Annotated in this window: 14 protein-coding genes; 1 reads left to right on the top strand and 13 read right to left on the bottom strand. The window is 35.0% G+C overall.

Features of this window, described 5'->3' with window-relative positions:
* Positions 1-5: 5 nt before the first annotated feature.
* The gene (locus L1S34_RS02535) at positions 6-1403 is read left to right on the top strand and encodes a DUF4403 family protein (RefSeq protein WP_236362688.1); all 1398 of its coding nucleotides are present in this window, start codon (positions 6-8) and stop codon (positions 1401-1403) included.
* Between the two features lie 23 nt (positions 1404-1426).
* Here L1S34_RS02535 and L1S34_RS02530 read toward each other — a convergent pair whose 3' ends face one another.
* The 13 genes from L1S34_RS02530 to sprA all read right to left on the bottom strand — a co-directional run bounded on the left by L1S34_RS02530 (position 1427) and on the right by sprA (position 17726).
* Positions 1427-1693 carry a hypothetical protein gene (locus tag L1S34_RS02530; RefSeq protein WP_236362686.1) on the bottom strand — a complete coding sequence of 89 codons (267 nt, stop codon included), beginning with the start codon at positions 1691-1693 and terminating at the stop codon, positions 1427-1429.
* Positions 1683-2225 carry a DUF420 domain-containing protein gene (locus L1S34_RS02525; protein ID WP_166133113.1) on the bottom strand — a complete coding sequence of 181 codons (543 nt, stop codon included), beginning with the start codon at positions 2223-2225 and terminating at the stop codon, positions 1683-1685. The genes L1S34_RS02530 and L1S34_RS02525 overlap by 11 nt, the downstream gene beginning before the upstream one ends.
* Before the next feature lies 1 nt (position 2226).
* Entirely contained in the window at positions 2227-2913 is a 687-nt protein-coding gene (locus tag L1S34_RS02520) for an SCO family protein (protein WP_236362685.1), read from the bottom strand.
* Between the two features lie 12 nt (positions 2914-2925).
* Positions 2926-3567: a hypothetical protein gene (locus tag L1S34_RS02515; RefSeq protein ID WP_236362682.1), complete on the bottom strand. Its 642-nt coding sequence runs from the start codon at positions 3565-3567 to the stop codon at positions 2926-2928.
* Positions 3568-3645: 78 nt separating this feature from the next.
* Positions 3646-3996: a cytochrome C oxidase subunit IV family protein gene (locus L1S34_RS02510; protein ID WP_166133107.1), complete on the bottom strand. Its 351-nt coding sequence runs from the start codon at positions 3994-3996 to the stop codon at positions 3646-3648.
* Between the two features lie 18 nt (positions 3997-4014).
* Positions 4015-4992: a cytochrome c oxidase subunit 3 gene (locus tag L1S34_RS02505; RefSeq protein WP_236362680.1), complete on the bottom strand. Its 978-nt coding sequence runs from the start codon at positions 4990-4992 to the stop codon at positions 4015-4017.
* Positions 4993-5034: 42 nt separating this feature from the next.
* Positions 5035-5622, bottom strand: coding sequence for a cytochrome c oxidase subunit 3 (locus L1S34_RS02500; protein WP_166133103.1), 588 nt, complete (start codon positions 5620-5622; stop codon positions 5035-5037).
* Positions 5623-5624: 2 nt separating this feature from the next.
* Entirely contained in the window at positions 5625-6527 is a 903-nt protein-coding gene (cyoE, locus tag L1S34_RS02495) for a heme o synthase (protein ID WP_236362678.1), read from the bottom strand.
* Between the two features lie 105 nt (positions 6528-6632).
* Positions 6633-8756: a gliding motility protein RemB gene (locus L1S34_RS02490; protein WP_236362677.1), complete on the bottom strand. Its 2124-nt coding sequence runs from the start codon at positions 8754-8756 to the stop codon at positions 6633-6635.
* 19 nt (positions 8757-8775) lie between these two features.
* Positions 8776-9519, bottom strand: coding sequence for a deoxyribose-phosphate aldolase (gene deoC / locus L1S34_RS02485; RefSeq protein WP_236362675.1), 744 nt, complete (start codon positions 9517-9519; stop codon positions 8776-8778).
* A gap of 175 nt (positions 9520-9694) precedes the next feature.
* The gene (locus tag L1S34_RS02480; protein WP_236363180.1) at positions 9695-9982 is read right to left on the bottom strand and encodes a VanZ family protein; all 288 of its coding nucleotides are present in this window, start codon (positions 9980-9982) and stop codon (positions 9695-9697) included.
* An 88-nt stretch (positions 9983-10070) separates the two neighbouring features.
* Entirely contained in the window at positions 10071-10451 is a 381-nt protein-coding gene (gene gcvH, locus L1S34_RS02475) for a glycine cleavage system protein GcvH (RefSeq protein WP_210787879.1), read from the bottom strand.
* A 93-nt stretch (positions 10452-10544) separates the two neighbouring features.
* Positions 10545-17726 (bottom strand): T9SS outer membrane translocon Sov/SprA, encoded by a 7182-nt coding sequence (gene sprA, locus L1S34_RS02470; RefSeq protein WP_236362673.1) that lies wholly within the window; start codon positions 17724-17726, stop codon positions 10545-10547.
* Positions 17727-17746 lie beyond the last annotated feature (20 nt).

Below are 17746 nucleotides of genomic sequence, written 5' to 3'. Positions count from 1 at the left end.
CATTTATGAAAACATTACAAAGTTCTTTTTTCGTTATAATAACAGCTCTTTTTGTTGTGTCCTGCTCGAGTACTTCAAAAATAAACACGCTCAAACCTGAACCTGATGATGCGGCTCCATTGCAATACGAAAGCCAGATTTCATTTATCAATTTACCCATTTCGGTACAATTAAGAGACATCGAAAAGCAAACTAATACAAGCTTAAATGGATTGATATATGAAGACAATGTAATCGATGATGACGATATCGAAATGAAAGTCTGGAAACAAGCTCCGATTCAAATTACAGATGCTTTTGGAAAAATTAAAACTATTTTACCGCTAAAAGCAAACATTAAGTACCGCCTCGGCACTAAAAAAATGGGAATCGAACTTTATGATACGCGCGAATTTAACCTAAATGGAATCATCACATTAGAAAGTGATGTCCAGCTAGTAAACTGGAAACTAAACACCAAAACTACATTAAAATCATTAGATTGGACCGAAAGTCCGAGTATGGTTGTTTTAGGTAAAAACGTGCCAGTTACCTATTTAATCAACCCAACGGTTCAACTTTTTAAATCAAAAATCGAAAAGAAAATTGATGATGCTATTGCTAAATCACTCGATTTCAAACCGAATGTTTTAGCTGCCTTAGAGAAAATTTGCCAACCATTTCAGTTAAGTGAAACTTATGAAAGTTGGTTACGAATTGCACCTCTAGAATTATATACAACAACTGCAAAACTAAAAAATGGAACAATTTTATTAGACATGGGTTTAAAGTGCAATATGGAGACCATAATTGGCAAAAAGCCAGATTCTAAATTCAATGCCAACAAAATCGCACTAAAAACTGTCCCAAAAACTCCACAACAACTATCAGCTAACATTGTTGCAATTTCAGGATATCAAGAAGCATCACGACTAATGACTAAAAACTTTAGTGACCAAGAATTTGGATCCGGCAACAAAAAAGTAAAAGTAAACAAAGTAGACATTTGGCACAAAAACGGCAAAATGATAATTGCTCTAGAAGTACAAGGCACTGTAAATGGCACATTGTATTTAGCCGGAATCCCAGCGTACAATGAGCAGAAAAAAGAAATCTATTTTGAAAATTTAGATTACGCGCTAGACACAAAAAATAAACTTACGCGCACCGCCAACTGGCTGGCACAAGGACTAATTTTGAAAAAAATAGAGCAAAGTTGTAGGTATTCAATAAAGCCGAATTTAGACGAAGCACAACTAAACATCAAGAATTACTTGATGAATTATTCACCAATGCCGGGAGTTTTTGTCAATGGAAAAATGCAAGACATCGAATTTAAAAAAGTAGCACTTACTAATCAAGCGATTTTAGCTTACTTAAAATTAGACGGTAACGTACAAATCACCGTTGATGGATTTGAATAAGTACCCTAAACAGCAAATTTTAATTATGCCTTTTTCTTTTTCATTTTGTAAATCATGAAACCAATCACAGCTACTAACAGATACGGTATTATCATTAAATAAACAATACCATCATTAACGGCAGCAGCTTGGGTAGTATTATCATCACTAGTTAATGCAGCTCTACACATGGCACATTGCGCAGAAACTATGTTAGACGATAAAAAGAGTAGCAATCCTATTAATAGTGTACTTGAGCGCCATCCTTTTACAGCTACGCTATTTCTTGTCTTTAAAGAATTAATGTACATAATAAGGAGAAATCATTAAATAAACTATTACACCCGTTACCGCTACATACAACCAAATAGGAAAAGTTATTTTCGCAATTTTTTTGTGCGCATCAAATCTTTGAGATAACGCACGCACATAAGTAATCAATACCATTGGGATTATAGCAATAGATAAAACAATGTGTGTAATTAATATAAAGAAGTAAACTGCTTTAATAGCTCCATCACCACCAAATTTAGTTGAATCTGCTGTCATATGATAAGCAACATACATCACCAAAAAAGCCAAAGACAAGGCGATAGCTGCCGTCATCAAACTTTGGTGCAACTTTCTGTTTCCGTTTTTTATGGCCATCACAGCAGCAACAAGCAAAATAGCCGTTAAACCATTAGTTGTAGCGTAAATAGGCGGCAAGAAAGACAAAGGCTCTACATTATAACCAAAATCTTTTAATTTAACGCCAAATAAAATTGCTACCACTACAGGAATAACAATTGACACTACGATAATCCACTTGTTGTATTTTTGTTCTAAAGTTCTATTTTCCATTTTACTCTTTTAATAAAATATTTATATCCTGCTGAATGTTTCTTACTCCCATTTTATCAAGTCCATCGTAATACAATATTGGATTACCAAACTCATCATTTCTACAACGGATATTTCCGTTTTTATCAATTAAAGCAAAAAGACCCGAGTGCTCAAAACCACCCGCTACCTTTTTATTTTGACCTGCATACAAATTAAAACCTTTATTAGCTAAGTTGAAAATATAGTCTTTTTTACCCGTTAAAAAATGCCAATTTGAAGAGCGAACACCAAGTAATTTAGAATGATCTTTTAAAACTTCAGCAGTATCATGATCGGGATCAATAGTGATTGATGCTATACCAAAGTTAGGATTTCCAAAAAACTTTTTCTCAATGAGCAACATACTCTCATTCATCTTTGGGCAAATAGTAGGACAACTCACAAAAAAGAACTCTAAAACATAGACCTTACCTTTATACGTGTCATTATTTATCTTTTTGTTATCTTGATTAGTTAATTCAAAACGAGGTGCTGGCCCTATTTTAATCAACTTATCATCATCAGCAGTAACAGGATTTACACGATCTAAACGATCACCTTGGACTACTTTATCTGTTTTAATGCGTTGAACAATTTTAGGGATAGCATAAATACCAAATATCAAAACAATAAAAGAAATACCTATGTACGATTTATTTTTAAACATAAAAGAAGAATTTTAAATTTTTCGTGAAGCATTGTTATTCTTTTTTAAAGCTGCTCTGTATTCATACAAAATGACTTTAAAATCATCTAACATTTCATTACTTAATTCAGCTGGATGAAATGTGTTGTACCCTTCCATCACATCTTTTACCAATTTACGACCACGTAAATTTCGTTTTTTGTCAACGATATATACTTTTGGTGTGCCAAATTTATCATCAAGTTTTTCAACCAAGTTTAACTGAGCATAATATTTAGAAATCTCTTCTGGCGTGGCAAAAACAAAACGCCATTGTGCCACATCAGTAAAAGCACCCAGCGCAGAAATTACCTTTTTAGCATCTTGCTCTGTTCCTTTCGGACATAAGATCACAAATTGAACATCTTTGAACTCATGATAACGTTGATATATCTTTTGATTTAAATTAAAAAGATTTCCTCTGTTTTTTAACAACTCAAAACCTGAGAAACCTAAAATAGTTACCTTACCGGTTAGCGTAATAGGTTTACCGTCTAATGTTTCCCATTTTCCAAAATCAGCAGTATTTGGAGTTATTGTCGGCAATTTAGTATATCCGTTTACACCCGAAGCAAAAAATAAGTAAGCTACGATAGGAAGGATAAAAAGAACAAAAAGAACTATATTTTTTTTCATTGAATGAGCTACTTTTATTAGAGTACAAAAATAAAAAAAGGTACGCAATGCGTACCCTTTTCATGAATTAATATCTTGTTAAAAATTCCATTTAATTGTTGAATTTTTAAAAACCTCATAAATATAATCGCCTTCTGTTAAAAGAATAAAAAGAAGGTATAATACTAAAAAGATAACTGGATAAACTACTGATGCTCTCAAAGAACTTTTTTCGCCTTCCATGTGCATAAATGCCCAAACAATATAATACGCTTTGTATAAAGTAAGAGCGTAAAAAATCCAGTTTAGCAAGTTCATACCCATTAAACTGTTCATGTGAAGAGACTCTGGCTTCAAAATACCTAAAATAACTTCAACAATTGTTACTGCAGATAAGATTCCGAAAACTTTCCAGATTCTACCAGTATTTGATACGTGATCGTGTGACATGATAATTACTTTTTGAAATTAAACTAGATAGAAAACTGTAAATACGAAAACCCAAACTAAATCGACAAAGTGCCAATATAATCCAACTTTTTCTACCATTTCATAACTTTTTCTTTTCTCGTAAGTTCCTAATAACACATTAAAGAAGATGATAATATTAATAATCACTCCAGAAAATACGTGGAAACCGTGAAAACCTGTGATAAAGAAAAAGAAGTCAGCAAATAATTTACTTCCGTACTCGTTTCTAATCAAGTTAGCTCCTTCAACAACATAGTGAGCATCTGCTAATCTAGCCTCTGACTCTTTTCTAGAAAGAACTGTTTTTTGTTTTTTCTCATTCAATACTTCAGTACGAATTAAGATATCTGGATGCGATTTGAAACCAGCTTGAACTTCAGCAACTGAATAAGAAGGTAAAGTAGGTTCATCCATGAACCACTTTGCTTTATTGCGAGTTAGTTGCTCTCTCTCTTCAGGAAGAGTAGCAGCAAACTCTGCTAAGGCAACTCTTTTACCATCTTTATCAACAAACTGCAGTAAACTACCACCTTTGGTTTCGATTGCACCGTACTCACCTTTAATGAAGTTTTTCCACTCCCAAGCTTGAGAACCTACGAAAATCAAACCACCAATAATTGTTAAAAACATGTAGATAACCACTTTGTTCTTTTTCATTTGGTGCCCTGCATCAACAGCTAAAACCATTGTTACAGATGAGAAAATCAAAATAAACGTCATCAACGCCACATAATACATAGGCGCTGAAACTCCGTGTAAGAACGGAAAGTGTGTAAACACCTCATCAGCCACTGGCCATGTTTCAATAAATTTAAATCTAGAAAAACCGTAAGCCGCTAGAAATCCAGAGAACGTTAAGGCATCTGATACGATAAAAAACCACATCATTAATTTACCATAACTTGCTCCCATTGGCTCATTGCCGCCTCCCCAAGTTTTTTCTTCACTATTTGCAGTAGTAACTGTCGCTTCCATAAAAGTTATTCGTTAAAAAGTTCCCAAATTTACGTTTTTTTCTTATTTAAAGAAATATAAAAACAAAAACAAATAAACCCATAATAAGTCTAAAAAGTGCCAATACATTGCACCGAGTTCTATACCAAGGGTTTGAGATGAATTGTATTTTTGTTTAAAATGATTATAAATTATAATTAACAGCGAAATCACACCGCCAGCAAGGTGTAACAAGTGCACAACAGTTACAACATACAAAAATGTTGTTGTAATTGAACTTCCGCTACCAGTGAAATAATAGCCACTTTGTACGATTTGATCGAAGCCTTCGAATTGTAAAAATACAAATAAAAGTCCTAAAGCTAAGGTCCCTAAAAGAAAACCTGTCGTAGCACTTTGATTGTTTCGTTGAATTGCTTTTTTAGCCAAATGAAAGGTAACACTACAAGCAATAATTACAACTGTACTGTAATAAAATGCACTTGGTAATTCAAAATCTTTCAACCAATCTGCCCTTGATTTACTCACTACAAACGCACTAGTAAGTCCAGCAAACATCATAGTCATACTCACCATAGCAAACAATAAGATCAGCTTATACGACCTATTGCTACGTGCTTTTTGCTCCTCTGCGGTCATTGTCATATTCATATCTATCTTAAAAATTTATCAATAATATACACTAATTGCAACAAAGTAATATAAGAAACACTCACCAACATTAAGGTTCGTGCCGCTTTGGCTGTGCGTTCTTTATACAATTTTACAGCATAAAATAACATCCACAATCCTAGCAAAAACACAATCACAGCTGTGACAGGTGTAATATACAAACGGCCTGTGTAACCAAAAACAGGTAATAAGGAGGCCAAAATCAACCAAACGGTATACAATATTACTTGTAGCGCAGTTCCTTTATCTTTTTTACCCGTAGGTAACATAAAAAATCCTGCTTTTTCGTAATCTTCGTATAAAAACCATCCGATGGCCCAAAAATGTGGGAACTGCCAGAAAAATTGAATTAAAAACAAAGTTCCTGCTTCGATACCAAATTCACCAGTAGCTGCAACCCAACCTAACATGAACGGAATTGCACCTGGAAAAGCGCCAACAAAAACTGATAAAGAAGTCATTGTTTTTAGAGGCGTATATACACTAGTGTATAAAAAGATCGAAATTGCACCAAACATGGCGGTTTTTTCATTGATGGTATACAACAAAACCAAACCTACCACAGTGAGTAAACAGGCAATTATTAATGCCGAAGCAACTGTCATTCTACCTGCTGGAACTGGACGATCTTTCGTTCTATCCATCAAAGCATCGAGATCTTTTTCGATAACCTGATTAAAAGCATTAGAAGCGCCTACCATACAATAGCCACCAACAGCTAACTTTAACAAAACCATCCAGCTAAGTGAGTTCCAATCGTAAATACCCAACATAAAACCAGCTATTGACGAAAAAACCACACTCACAGCTAGACGCGCTTTAGTGATTTCTCTGAAATCGATATAAACAGATTTTAATGAAAGTGTACTGGATGTTGCGCTCAATGCTAGTAATATTTTGTTTCTAAAAACTTTTGCAAAAGTAGACTAACAAAAGGGATTTGACAAAAAACAATTCACAAAAAAGTATAAAAATCAATACGGTAGCGATTAATAATCAAAATACCAATTGAAAATATCCGCTCTAACCCCCATACTAAACCAAGTTGTATTTTGATTAAAGGCGGTAACAGTATCAACATCAGGATTAAAACTACGATAAATCAAACTACCAAATAGCTTTAAATTAGTTGAGGGATTAATCAAATAGCCTGCTTGAAGGTCAGCAATAAATACTGTTGTTTTGTTTCCTTGACCAACTTTTACACCAGAATCAAAAGGTCTTTGATCGTCGTAATTTTTATAAATATTTCCTCCGTAGTTAAATGAATCAGATGGTGTATTAAAATCAAATCCACGAGTACCCAAAATAACTTTTGCATCAGCAAACAGCCTACCTTGATGGTAACGAGCAATTCCGATTAGCTCCCTAAAATTACCACCCCATTGATGTCCTAAACTTTGATTGTTGTGACCATAATTTGTAATCACAGCACTGTGCGAATACACATAAGGCCTTACGTGATTATACTCAACTTGAGCTAACAAATTTTTAATACCAAAAGCATTATAATATTTCGCTCCTATTTGGTAACCATACTTATTTTTCCAGCTATTATTACCTTCTTTCACATCGCCTAGTGAGAATTCATCTAAAATAAACTGCCCATAAAAATTAATGGAATTGTTCCATTTGTATTTAAAAGTAAGTCCTAGAATAGCGTTTCCGCTTCGTGCAGATGAAGTAAACTCAACCGAACGATAGAATATTATAGGATTTACAAAGTTCACATCAAACCCACGATCGTTTGTATTAGTCCACACTACCGATTCGAAAAAACCTAAATTCAGTCGGTTGGAGACATTCCAACTTAAATAATGATTAGCCATGAATTTTGTTGCATAAGTCCTCTCAGTCGTCACCTCTGGTCGCACGTCTTTCAACCACATATAGGTATTGGTATATTTTATTTTCCAGAAATTGGTGTTTAGTTTAAAATAAGGATAAGGACTGGTGCCGTCACTTTCTAACAAAGATCGATATCCATCACCGATAAAATTTCTGCTATAGCCCAACTGCATGTCTAGGTACTTGCTTGGTGTAAAAGTCAAATTAGCATCTGCCGAAGGGAAGTCAAAAGCATCAGTCTTGAATTCTTTAGCAATTCCTATACCCGGAATGATTGCTGGATTTCCTCCGTCAGGACGAATAGAAATAGCGTAATTGTTGTAATAATCTGCAAAACGACCTTGGCTTTCAAAAACCGTAGTGGTGAAATGAAGATTTTTTCCCAAACCTCCTCTAAAATTAATTCCTCGTGTATTTGTGTAAGTATAGGATGATTTGCTATCTGAAGCGCTCCCAACTTGCAAATCTAGTATCGGATTCAACGTAAACCAGTAATCCTCGCCTTTTATCTGTACTAAATTTTCGTTCCACAATTTCTTTGCCCACCAACTTTTTGTATTCTTTTGCAAAGATTGATTTACCGATTTAAAATCGTAATATTTAGCTACTTGAGCATAGGTAAACGGCTTAGAGGCAGTGTGATTATTACTACCCATTTGGTTCATCGCTGCATCAAACTGCGCATAATAACTATGAGAAAAGGGAATATTAAGATTGCTCTCAAACTCAGGACTATCGAATTTTTTATAGACAATACTATCCAATTCAGTAAGCACAACATCTTTTTTCACCACATTAGATAACACAGCTTTTGTACTTGCTACTGTTTCAGTTCTAGATTGAAGCGGAATCGGAATTGTCATTGTAAACCGTGAATAAGTAGGCTTACCATTGTAAGTAGCAGGCGAAACTTTTGGCATAGACGAAAACACGCGCTTGGTTTCTTGTAATAACTGCTCATTAGCAGCATCAGTATAAATAACTTTGAAAACGCCATCAGAATTCACTTCAAACAATACTTTTACATTACCATTAAAATTGTTTTGAATCAGGTCTTGTGGAACCACGAAATTAGCATTCACAAAATCTTGCACTTGATCGTAAAAACATTTTTTTAATTGTTCACCCTGTAAATTTTGACAATTAGTAAAAACAGGAAAGCGGTCTGCAGTTGCATCTTCTTGAGGATTTACTCGGTTAGATTCTTGTGCCGAAGCAAAGAAAATAGTACCCAAAAGAGCTATTACTACTAAAATTTTATTCATGCAGGTGGTATTTATATTTTTAATATTCATCTTTAGTTCTTTGACCTGAGGCAATTTCTTTAGCCCCTGAAGTCCCTATACGCTTCACCCCAAGGTCAATCATAGCTACCGCTTCTTGATAAGTCCTTACGCCACCTGCCGCTTTAACAGGCAAAGGTGCTGCATTTTCCAACATCATTTTTATGGTATCCACAGTTGCTCCATTTGGCAAATTATCTTGAGTTTTGAAGAAACCTGTTGACGATTTAACAAAAACACTTGCCAATTGTTCTTGATTAAAATGTTTAACAACTACATTTTTAATCAAACTACAAATCTGAATAATCTCTTTGTCTGTAAGTGCCGCTACTTCAATAATCCATTTGACAACTTTGTGATGCGTTAAACCCAATTGTGTACCAAGGAGTATTTCATGTTTTACGAGATCTACTTGTCCATTTTTAAACTCTTGGTAATTGCATACAAAATCTAAATCATCAGCACCTGCAGCGATAGCGACTTTGGCTTCATCTAATTTTTCATCAATGCTTGCTTTACCTTCTGGGAAATCAATTACGGTTCCAATTTTTATTTGAGATTCTTGGTCTGCTCTCATACGGTATGCCAAAGAAACTTTTTCTGGGCGAATCATAACGAGCTTGAATTGCTCATCGATTGCTTCTTGAATACAGTTTACTACCAATAGATCATTTTGCTCTTCGGATACACCTGCTTGCAAAGCTGTTTTTAAATAGGTACTGTCTAAATAATTCTTGATATCCATTTATTTTGGTTTTTTGGAAGCAGTGCTTAGTTGTACAAAAATACATTTTATCTTTACATAAGGTTAGCCTCAGGCTGTAATAATGAATGCAAAAGATAAAAAAACGATGAATTTTATTTTCTAAAAAAACAGCACAAAACAAAAAATCCCGCTGGAGCGGGATTTCAATTCGTAACTAGTACTTATGTTTTAATTTGATACGTTCATACATCGAAAATACTCCTATAGAAAGTAATGAACCTGTAGTATTTGCCAATACATCTAATACATCGGCATGCCTTGTTGCTGTGCAAGTCTCTTGAACTAACTCAATCACTATTCCGAACAAAATAGCACTTACAAAAGAATAGCTTTTCACAGCTTTCTTTGACCAATTGGCCTTCGATTCGCTAAGAAATAATTGCAGCAAAAATGTAAGTACAAAATAAAAGAATGCATGAACTACTTTATCCAAATGCGACACTGTTCCTAATGGAACACTATTAAACTGGACTAAGCAAAATACAGATATAATTACAGCCCAAATTATTGTGCTGAAAAGATAAATGTTTTTAAGCACCAATTAATGCTTTGTAATCTGCATCCGAAAGCAAAGTAGCTACTTCGTCAAGGTTTGCAATTTTCACTTTAATCATCCAACCTGCACCATAAGGATCTGAATTTACACTTTCTGGCGTACTCTCAAGCGCATCGTTAAATTCGATAATTTCACCTGCTATAGGCAAAAATAAATCCGATACCGTTTTTACCGCTTCAACCGTTCCAAAAACTTCGTCTTTTTCAAGCGTTTGATCTAAAGTCTCCACCTCAACGTATACAATATCTCCTAATTCTTTTTGTGCAAAATCAGTTATTCCTACTGTTGCGATATCGCCTTCGATACTAATCCACTCGTGATCTTTTGTATACTTTAAATTTGCTGGTATGTTCATCTAATTTGTAATTGATAAATAGTTATTAGTAATTGATTTTTTATGAGACAAATGTAACAATCTTCTACAGAAATTTTGATCAGATTTCAAAAATTAATTTCCAAAATTATATCGGAGTGTAAATCCAGATCTAATGTTTGTTAATGGAAATGCAGTTGAAATTACCGCTTTAGAAAACGAGTGATCGTAATAGAAAATAGCGGTTAGGTTTTTACTAAATGCATAATCCGCTTTAAGCTTGATTGTCCAAATATTTTGCCCTCCTGCTAATTGATTGTTGTCGTAATCCAAGTAGCGCACCAATGTCTCATTGTTTCTATAAGTTACATCGGCGGTTAAATTGATATCACTTTTGATGATTCCGGTCGGATTATCAGCCAAGCGCGATGAGAATATTACATCTTTAAAACGATATCCAAGCCCTACTACATACTCTACACCTTTAACTTCTGTCAATAAGTTGTTGTCAAAACTCATTGACAAAGCGCGATCTTTTTTAATTTCGGTTAGAATTTTTAACGAACTTTTCAACTCAAAATCCATACGAACTAATGGATTAAACTGTTCCACCAAGTTGATATTAGACATGATCGTTTTGTTAAAAAAGTTTCCGCTGGCATCTAAACCGGCAGGATCTTTATCAAACTCAAAATTAGAACGGAAAGCATTGATTGTGTAAGATGCGCGGTAATTGTGTTGCAATGAAAAACGTTTAAAAGCTTTCTTGAAAGTTTCGTAACGCATCAATCCGTTGTACTTAATGGCCCAGTTTGGTATTGGAAAACTTCTAAAAATTCCCAAAGAAACATCAGTCGCATTGCCACCACTGTAAGCTGCCAAGAAAGCTGGCAATAATACTGCTTGATTATTTTTACCAAACCCTCTAGGAAACCCTTCTGGATCAATATTAATTGGATTATTAATATCGATGCCTCGCTCAGTAGCCAAACGATTCGCTACTGTTAACCTATTGGCTCTAAAATCATCAAATGCACTAGAATTATTTTGATCGCTAGTTGCAAAAGAAGTTTTTATCAACACCGTAGAAATTGAAAAAATCCCTGTATTGTATGGAGATCTTGCATTATATATCCCATTTGAAACATCATATTGCTCTGAGAAATTATCCGAATAAGACCTATCTAATGTTAAATCAATTTTAAAATCTGGAAACAAATCAACATTGGCTGTAGCCTTTAAAACCTTATTAGTGACTTGGCTGTAATTTTGATTAAAATCTTGGTATGTGGTTAACCAACCATTCTTAGCTGCCTCAAAACGAACATCATCTTGGCTTCCAAAAATAAACCCAAGTGATGGTCTAGACGAACCCAAAAACCCAACTCCTGGTGTGTATCCTGGTAAAACAGTTCCGCTATTGTGCGTGTAATTTACTTGAATATTTTTTACACTGGTTAAAATCCCTAGTAAACCATCTACAAATGGACTCTTTTTATCGACAACATTTGGAGCTGTATTAACAATTTTTTCTCCAGGTTTAGGAATAGCAGTTTTAGGTTTAGCAACTGATTTTTTGGCTGTTTTAGACAAACCCAAATACTTATAAAGCGTCTCCATATTGAACGTTCCGTTAATATTATGAGATGCTGCATTTTGAATCGTGTTTCCTAAATTAAAATCCTGTCCGTCAATACTAATTTGTGACAACGCATTTGAGGTACGCTGCCAACTGTAATCACCGGTATAGGTATAATTCGCTTTTACAAAACCAAACAGCGGAATTTTATTAATTGGGATTTCATAATTTAAAACCAACTGTTGCAGGTGCTGATTAGGATCACCCATATCCCAATAACTATCCCAGATCGTGAAACTGTCAATAGGTTCGTTATTTTCATTAAGATAATTTTTGACAATATTACTTGACGATGCGGTGTAGTTTAGTTTTAATGCCTTAGTCAAATTATAATTAAAACCGTATTGATAATTGAAAGCAAAGTTACGTCGGTACAATGGATCTAGACCGATACCCTCTACTTCTACTTGTCTAAATTGCTGACGGTTGTATTGCCTGTTGATATTAGTATTAAAGTTGATTGTAGAAGGCAAATAATTGAAATTGAAATCACTCAACATTTTCCAATAATTGCTTTTTTGCATCATTTTATTTTTCTTGAAAGGCTCAACAGGTTTTGATTTGAACGCATAAGAATAATCAATGGATGAATTAGCCTGCTGATCAACATACTCTTCTATTTCAAAATCATGACGCTCTACTTCATTATACGATTGCGAAAAAGTAAAATTTTCGATGTCATATACACGTTGTTTTTGCTCAGCTTGACGCTCTTTTCGAACTCCAATAAAATTGATACTAGTTCGTTTGGTGTAATCAATTGCACGATTGCGAATGTTATCTTTTTTGTTTTGTTCCGGCGTTTCGGCAATAAGTTGCTTTAATCTGATATCTTGGTTAAAAGGATCGTATTCTGGCGTAATAGTTTCCTCGCCAACCGCATAATTAAATGGTAAATTCACTCCCCATTTTTGCGGAAGCAATTTACCCATATTTACATTAGTAACGATATTGTACTGCTGCACATCTTCACGACTGCGTTCGTTAGGTCCTTGCTCTAAAGTACCAAAGCCAATTGTACTTTTTCGTCCACTAGCCGAAACAGTTGCGAAATCAGCAAAATTAGTATCTATATTAAGTACCGCTGCCATCCCGCCTTTGTTATCCATATCAGCCAAGCGCAATTCGTTAAACCAAACCTCGCCTTGAATATCGTTTCGTAAATCATTGTTTTTAACCCCTACCATTAGGGTGCGTACCAAACCAAAATTTGGATTCCCTTTTATACCAATTCGCAAATTAGCGCTACCATCACCATCAGGTTTTGAAGGATCTAAGTCAGGATAATAAACTCCATCAAGTGGTAAAGTTGTAGGGTCAATACTCATGGCCAGAATTTTCAACTTAGTCAATAAATCTAGTGGTAAGTCGATCTCGTTCTCTGTTGGCCAAACAGCCTCCGCATTTAAAGGTGTGCAATCAGAATTAGATACCCCATTTGGAAGTGTAACTTTTAAAGGGATCTCTACTTGATAAAAGTTTTGATTAAAATCATTTCCAAAACGAATGAAACCACTCATTTGGCCATCTTGCAAACTGATCTCACCCGGTAAAGACTCTGCGTGTAAAAACATTTTAAGTTTATTGAACTGACGCATATCAATACTTACATTTTTGAAAACAGCTCTTGAATCTTGTGGCTCTAACCCATCCCCCGAAACTCGTAATGCCAACGATTGTTCGTTTTGGTTGATGATGGTATTGTTATTAAACAATTGCTCCCTTTGTACTCCCGGTGGAACTACATAATTGATTGGGCATCTCTCGTTATTTTCTTGGACATTTACCGCCAAAACATCTAAAATGGTATTATCGTCAGCAAGATTGGTATCATTAAAGTCAAGTGTATTAGTGTACCTTCTCCATTCTCCTCGAACTAAATCTAGCGCTCCAAAACGAACGGTAACTTCTTCATTAAAACCCGTCATGAACATTCTCATAAAACGTATTGATCTAAAATCAGAAATGCTTCCAATTGTATTTTCTGGCTGGGAAACCGGAATTTTAAACTGTATCCATCGTGCCACAGTTGTAGAACCGTTTGGTAAAGTTTCTTGTGTGTTACGAATATCTGTGATGTAATTTTGACCAATCTGCATACCCGGCTGTACATCTATACTGTACTCATAATAAGCATTTATGGTATTCATTGTATTGTCACGATTAATATCTTCAACATCAGGAGCAGCTGTAGCACCACGGTTAGCATCGTTGATATCTACAGCAGAGTTGCCATCAGTACCGTTGTATTGTTTGTAGCGATCAATAATGCCACCGTTAGCATTCAAATAAAAACGGTAATCATCAGCAGCAGGATCAAGCTCAGATGCAAAATTAGTATATACTTGAGCTTCTAAATCATTCGAGAGACCGTCTAAACCAATATCTTGAACTCTTCTATTGGCTGTATTAGTATCAAAAGCATAAATTAACGATTGCGATGCTGGCACCTCACCCCAAATTGGTCTTGGGTTTACCAAAAGTTGATCAGTACCTAAACCGTTTTCATATTGCTTACGACCGTCCTTTAGTATATCCTCAGAAATTTCACCTAAGTTAAAATAAATTTTACCTGAATTTGACTGTGGTGCTGGGCCATTACCAACGTATGGATCTAGAATCCAAAACTGAATGTACTCTACATTTCCTTGTTCAAAATTGGTTGAATTTAAAGAGCGCATGATTCCCCCAAAGTTGTCACTTGGATTAGTAGCAAAATTTGAATCATTGTTGTACGGTCCTCGCTCTGTTGGGAAGTAAGTTAAATCTAAAGTATTTATAACTTGTGTTTGCCCTTGAGCGATATCAGTAAGAGGATACAACTCTCTACTAAAAATACGACGGGTTTTATTAAAGGATAAATCATCATCTGATATCCCTGCAGGTTTTTGGGTGTAAAAAATTGGGTCAATAGCATACCAAGCCAACTTTGCTCGCTTGAAACCATACCTTAAATCTGTAGCGTTTCCGCCAAAATCATAACGACTTCCTGTATTACGCTCTGGCACCGAAGCCAAACTCCAAGCAAAAGGTGACCTTAAATCAATGGTAGATTGCGAGCCTTCAAAATCATCTACATAAATGGTAGATTCACCTTCAAATTGATCAGCCTTTGGAGTGTCTGGTCTTAAGAAAGCAACTTCACCTCTTATAGATAAATTTGAGGGAACATCAGTATCAATATTTGGTAGTTTGTTTACTAATCGTGTAAAGAACGGCACCTCAGTTGAAAAATTGGTATTAAAACCGAAGATGGTATTGTTTACTGACTCCTGACCAAAACTTGATTTTTGTGTAAAAGGACGCTCGGACATTTTTAAAAAAGTACCACCTACTACAAAATTCTCCGAAATTTTGTGCTCCACATTAAAGCCCATAAATCGTCTGGTCTGCTGACCAAATATAGAATTGTTTTCTAATGAAATTTCTATTGGCGTATTAGAGGCTTGCAAAGACGGATCTAAAATTTGTACTCTACCAAATTGATAATTCACACTATAATCAACGCCTTCCACCAATACTCGTCCAGCGGCGGTCACCACTACTGATCCTTGAGGAACGTTTAAAGCACCAATAGGAATTCCATCGTTTCCGTTAGATTTGTATTTACCGCGCAATAAAAATTTGTTTTTATCACTGTCTTGTAAAGCGCCCGCTTGCGTACTGCGATACATGCTTCTAAAAACATATTTGCGTTGGTTTTCATTATAAGTTGTAGGATTGCTGTAGTTTTCACCACTATTCGGATTGGATAATTTTTTGAAAAGTAATTCTCCAAAAGGCTCTTTGGTACTAAACATGATACGACCATTTTGTGCATCAATTGTTAATCCTGGTAAGAAGTCAAAAAAACCATCTCCGCCTACTTGAGGATCGTTGTTGTAATTTAATTTATCTAAATTAAATACTTTTAATAATGGTGTTTCGGCTACCTTATTTTCTTCATTCTCCTTAGGTGTTTTTAAAGGATCTGGTCCAGGAAATGGAACCGGATTTCCCGCAACATCTTTTGCCTCTGTTATATAATTTAATGGTGACGGATCTGTGTATAAAATGTTGAATCTAAAATCCTCTTGAGTAAGTTGATACCCTCCCTGAATTTGATAAATATTTTTCATCATCAAATTCCAAACCGGGTTGGTCACGTTTGTCAAATTGCTTTTCAGCATTTTCAAAATCAAACTTTGCGAAATAATAGCTTGTGTTGCAGGCGTATTCCCCGTAACTACGGTAGCATCTACACCATCATTACCAAACTCCCCAACTTGGTAAACTTGATCACCAATTGTATATTGATAGGCCACTGCTAAAACCTCATCATTAGCCAAACGCTGTTGCAAAGAGATAAATCCTAATTGCGGGTTAAAGGTATATTCGTTTGGATTTAATTTTCGAGCATTTTCAAGTTTGGAGTAATCTTGCCCTTCGTTCACAGTGGTATTAAAACCAGAATTGGCTGTAGCAATTTCACGAATATTTGGATTCAACAAACCCGTTCCTGCATTAATTTGTGCAGGGTCGTAATCATTGTTTGTGTTGTCAGCAGGCGTATCTACAGGATTATTAAAGATTCCTGTTGATGGATTTAAAACTACTACTTCAGTATCCGGCGTGTCAGACAACTGGCCTTCTCCTAAATCTTGTAACGCAATTATATTACGTAAGTTATTATTAGTAGTAGTTACTCTATTTTGCCTATTGGTTACCCAAACTTCTATTCTCGAAATTTGTACCCTACTGTCAATAAATGGATAATTTGCTAAAGCTTTATCGTATCTATTTCTAAAGTATTGCGATAAAAAGAAATGCCTGTCACTATCATAATCTAAGGCAAACATTTCAAAATCTTCAATCGTACCACCGCCTTGTGCTACTAAGCTTTTGGTTTGTGATTTTTGCTCAGAAAACACACCTGTTACCGTTGTTTTACCAAATTGCAATTGGGTTTTTACCCCGAACAAACTTTGTGCGCCACGAATTAAGGAACTGTTAAGTGGCATACTTACGTTACCAACTTCTATTTTTTGAATAATGTCGTCTTCGGTTGGAGCGTAATCAAGTTTAATTAAGTTTTGAAAAGCAAAAGTAGATTGCGTATCGTAATTGGCATTTACATTCAATCGGGTTCCTACTTTACCCATTAAACTCATGCTAATACGTTGATCAAAATCAAAAGATAAATTAGATCTGTTTCTAGGCGAAAACGAAGGATTGTCTTGTTTTGTGTAACGCATTCCTAGATCCATTTCGATAGAACCAGTAGGCCTAACATCGATGGTGTTGCTACCAAAAATAGATTCAAATAAGCCTGATTTAACGTAGTATCGAGGCAAAAGATCTTTTTTAGCTAAGTCGCTACCTTCTTTTTTACCATCAATAGCGTCAACTTTTTTCTTAAAATAATCCCGCATTGATTCCTTTAAAACCAATTTTTCGTATTCTTTTGGTGTTAAAAAAATGGGATAATTTATAGACAAACCGTCTAAAGAACTCGTATAAACATAACGATCTGTAACAGGATCATAGGTGTAAGCAGAACGAATACTTGGTGGGTTTTTTAATTGAATTTTTCCAACAGAAAACCCAGTTTTAACTGTATCCTGAGCCACTTGTTCTACTTGAGAATGAACTGAAAATCCACAAAATAAAACAAGTAAAAAAGTACAAATTTTATGCATATATCGCTAGTTTCTTGACT

The sequence above is a fragment of the Flavobacterium sp. K77 genome (assembly GCF_021608205.1).
In the GTDB taxonomy this organism is placed as follows: domain Bacteria; phylum Bacteroidota; class Bacteroidia; order Flavobacteriales; family Flavobacteriaceae; genus Flavobacterium; species Flavobacterium turcicum.
The sequence above is the reverse complement of the archived record's forward strand: the minus strand, read 5'-3'. Positions and strand labels throughout refer to the sequence as shown.

Excerpts from the sequence above, each read along its gene's own strand:
- L1S34_RS02535 (WP_236362688.1), top strand. The coding sequence starts at position 6 with ATGAAAACATTACAAAGTTCTTTTTTCGTTATAATAACAGCTCTTTTT.
- L1S34_RS02530 (WP_236362686.1), bottom strand. The coding sequence starts at position 1,693 with ATGTACATTAATTCTTTAAAGACAAGAAATAGCGTAGCTGTAAAAGGA.
- L1S34_RS02525 (WP_166133113.1), bottom strand. The coding sequence starts at position 2,225 with ATGGAAAATAGAACTTTAGAACAAAAATACAACAAGTGGATTATCGTA.
- L1S34_RS02520 (WP_236362685.1), bottom strand. The coding sequence starts at position 2,913 with ATGTTTAAAAATAAATCGTACATAGGTATTTCTTTTATTGTTTTGATA.
- L1S34_RS02515 (WP_236362682.1), bottom strand. The coding sequence starts at position 3,567 with ATGAAAAAAAATATAGTTCTTTTTGTTCTTTTTATCCTTCCTATCGTA.
- L1S34_RS02510 (WP_166133107.1), bottom strand. The coding sequence starts at position 3,996 with ATGTCACACGATCACGTATCAAATACTGGTAGAATCTGGAAAGTTTTC.
- L1S34_RS02505 (WP_236362680.1), bottom strand. The coding sequence starts at position 4,992 with ATGGAAGCGACAGTTACTACTGCAAATAGTGAAGAAAAAACTTGGGGA.
- L1S34_RS02500 (WP_166133103.1), bottom strand. The coding sequence starts at position 5,622 with ATGAATATGACAATGACCGCAGAGGAGCAAAAAGCACGTAGCAATAGG.
- L1S34_RS02490 (WP_236362677.1), bottom strand. The coding sequence starts at position 8,756 with ATGAATAAAATTTTAGTAGTAATAGCTCTTTTGGGTACTATTTTCTTT.
- deoC (WP_236362675.1), bottom strand. The coding sequence starts at position 9,519 with ATGGATATCAAGAATTATTTAGACAGTACCTATTTAAAAACAGCTTTG.
- gcvH (WP_210787879.1), bottom strand. The coding sequence starts at position 10,451 with ATGAACATACCAGCAAATTTAAAGTATACAAAAGATCACGAGTGGATT.
- sprA (WP_236362673.1), bottom strand. The coding sequence starts at position 17,726 with ATGCATAAAATTTGTACTTTTTTACTTGTTTTATTTTGTGGATTTTCA.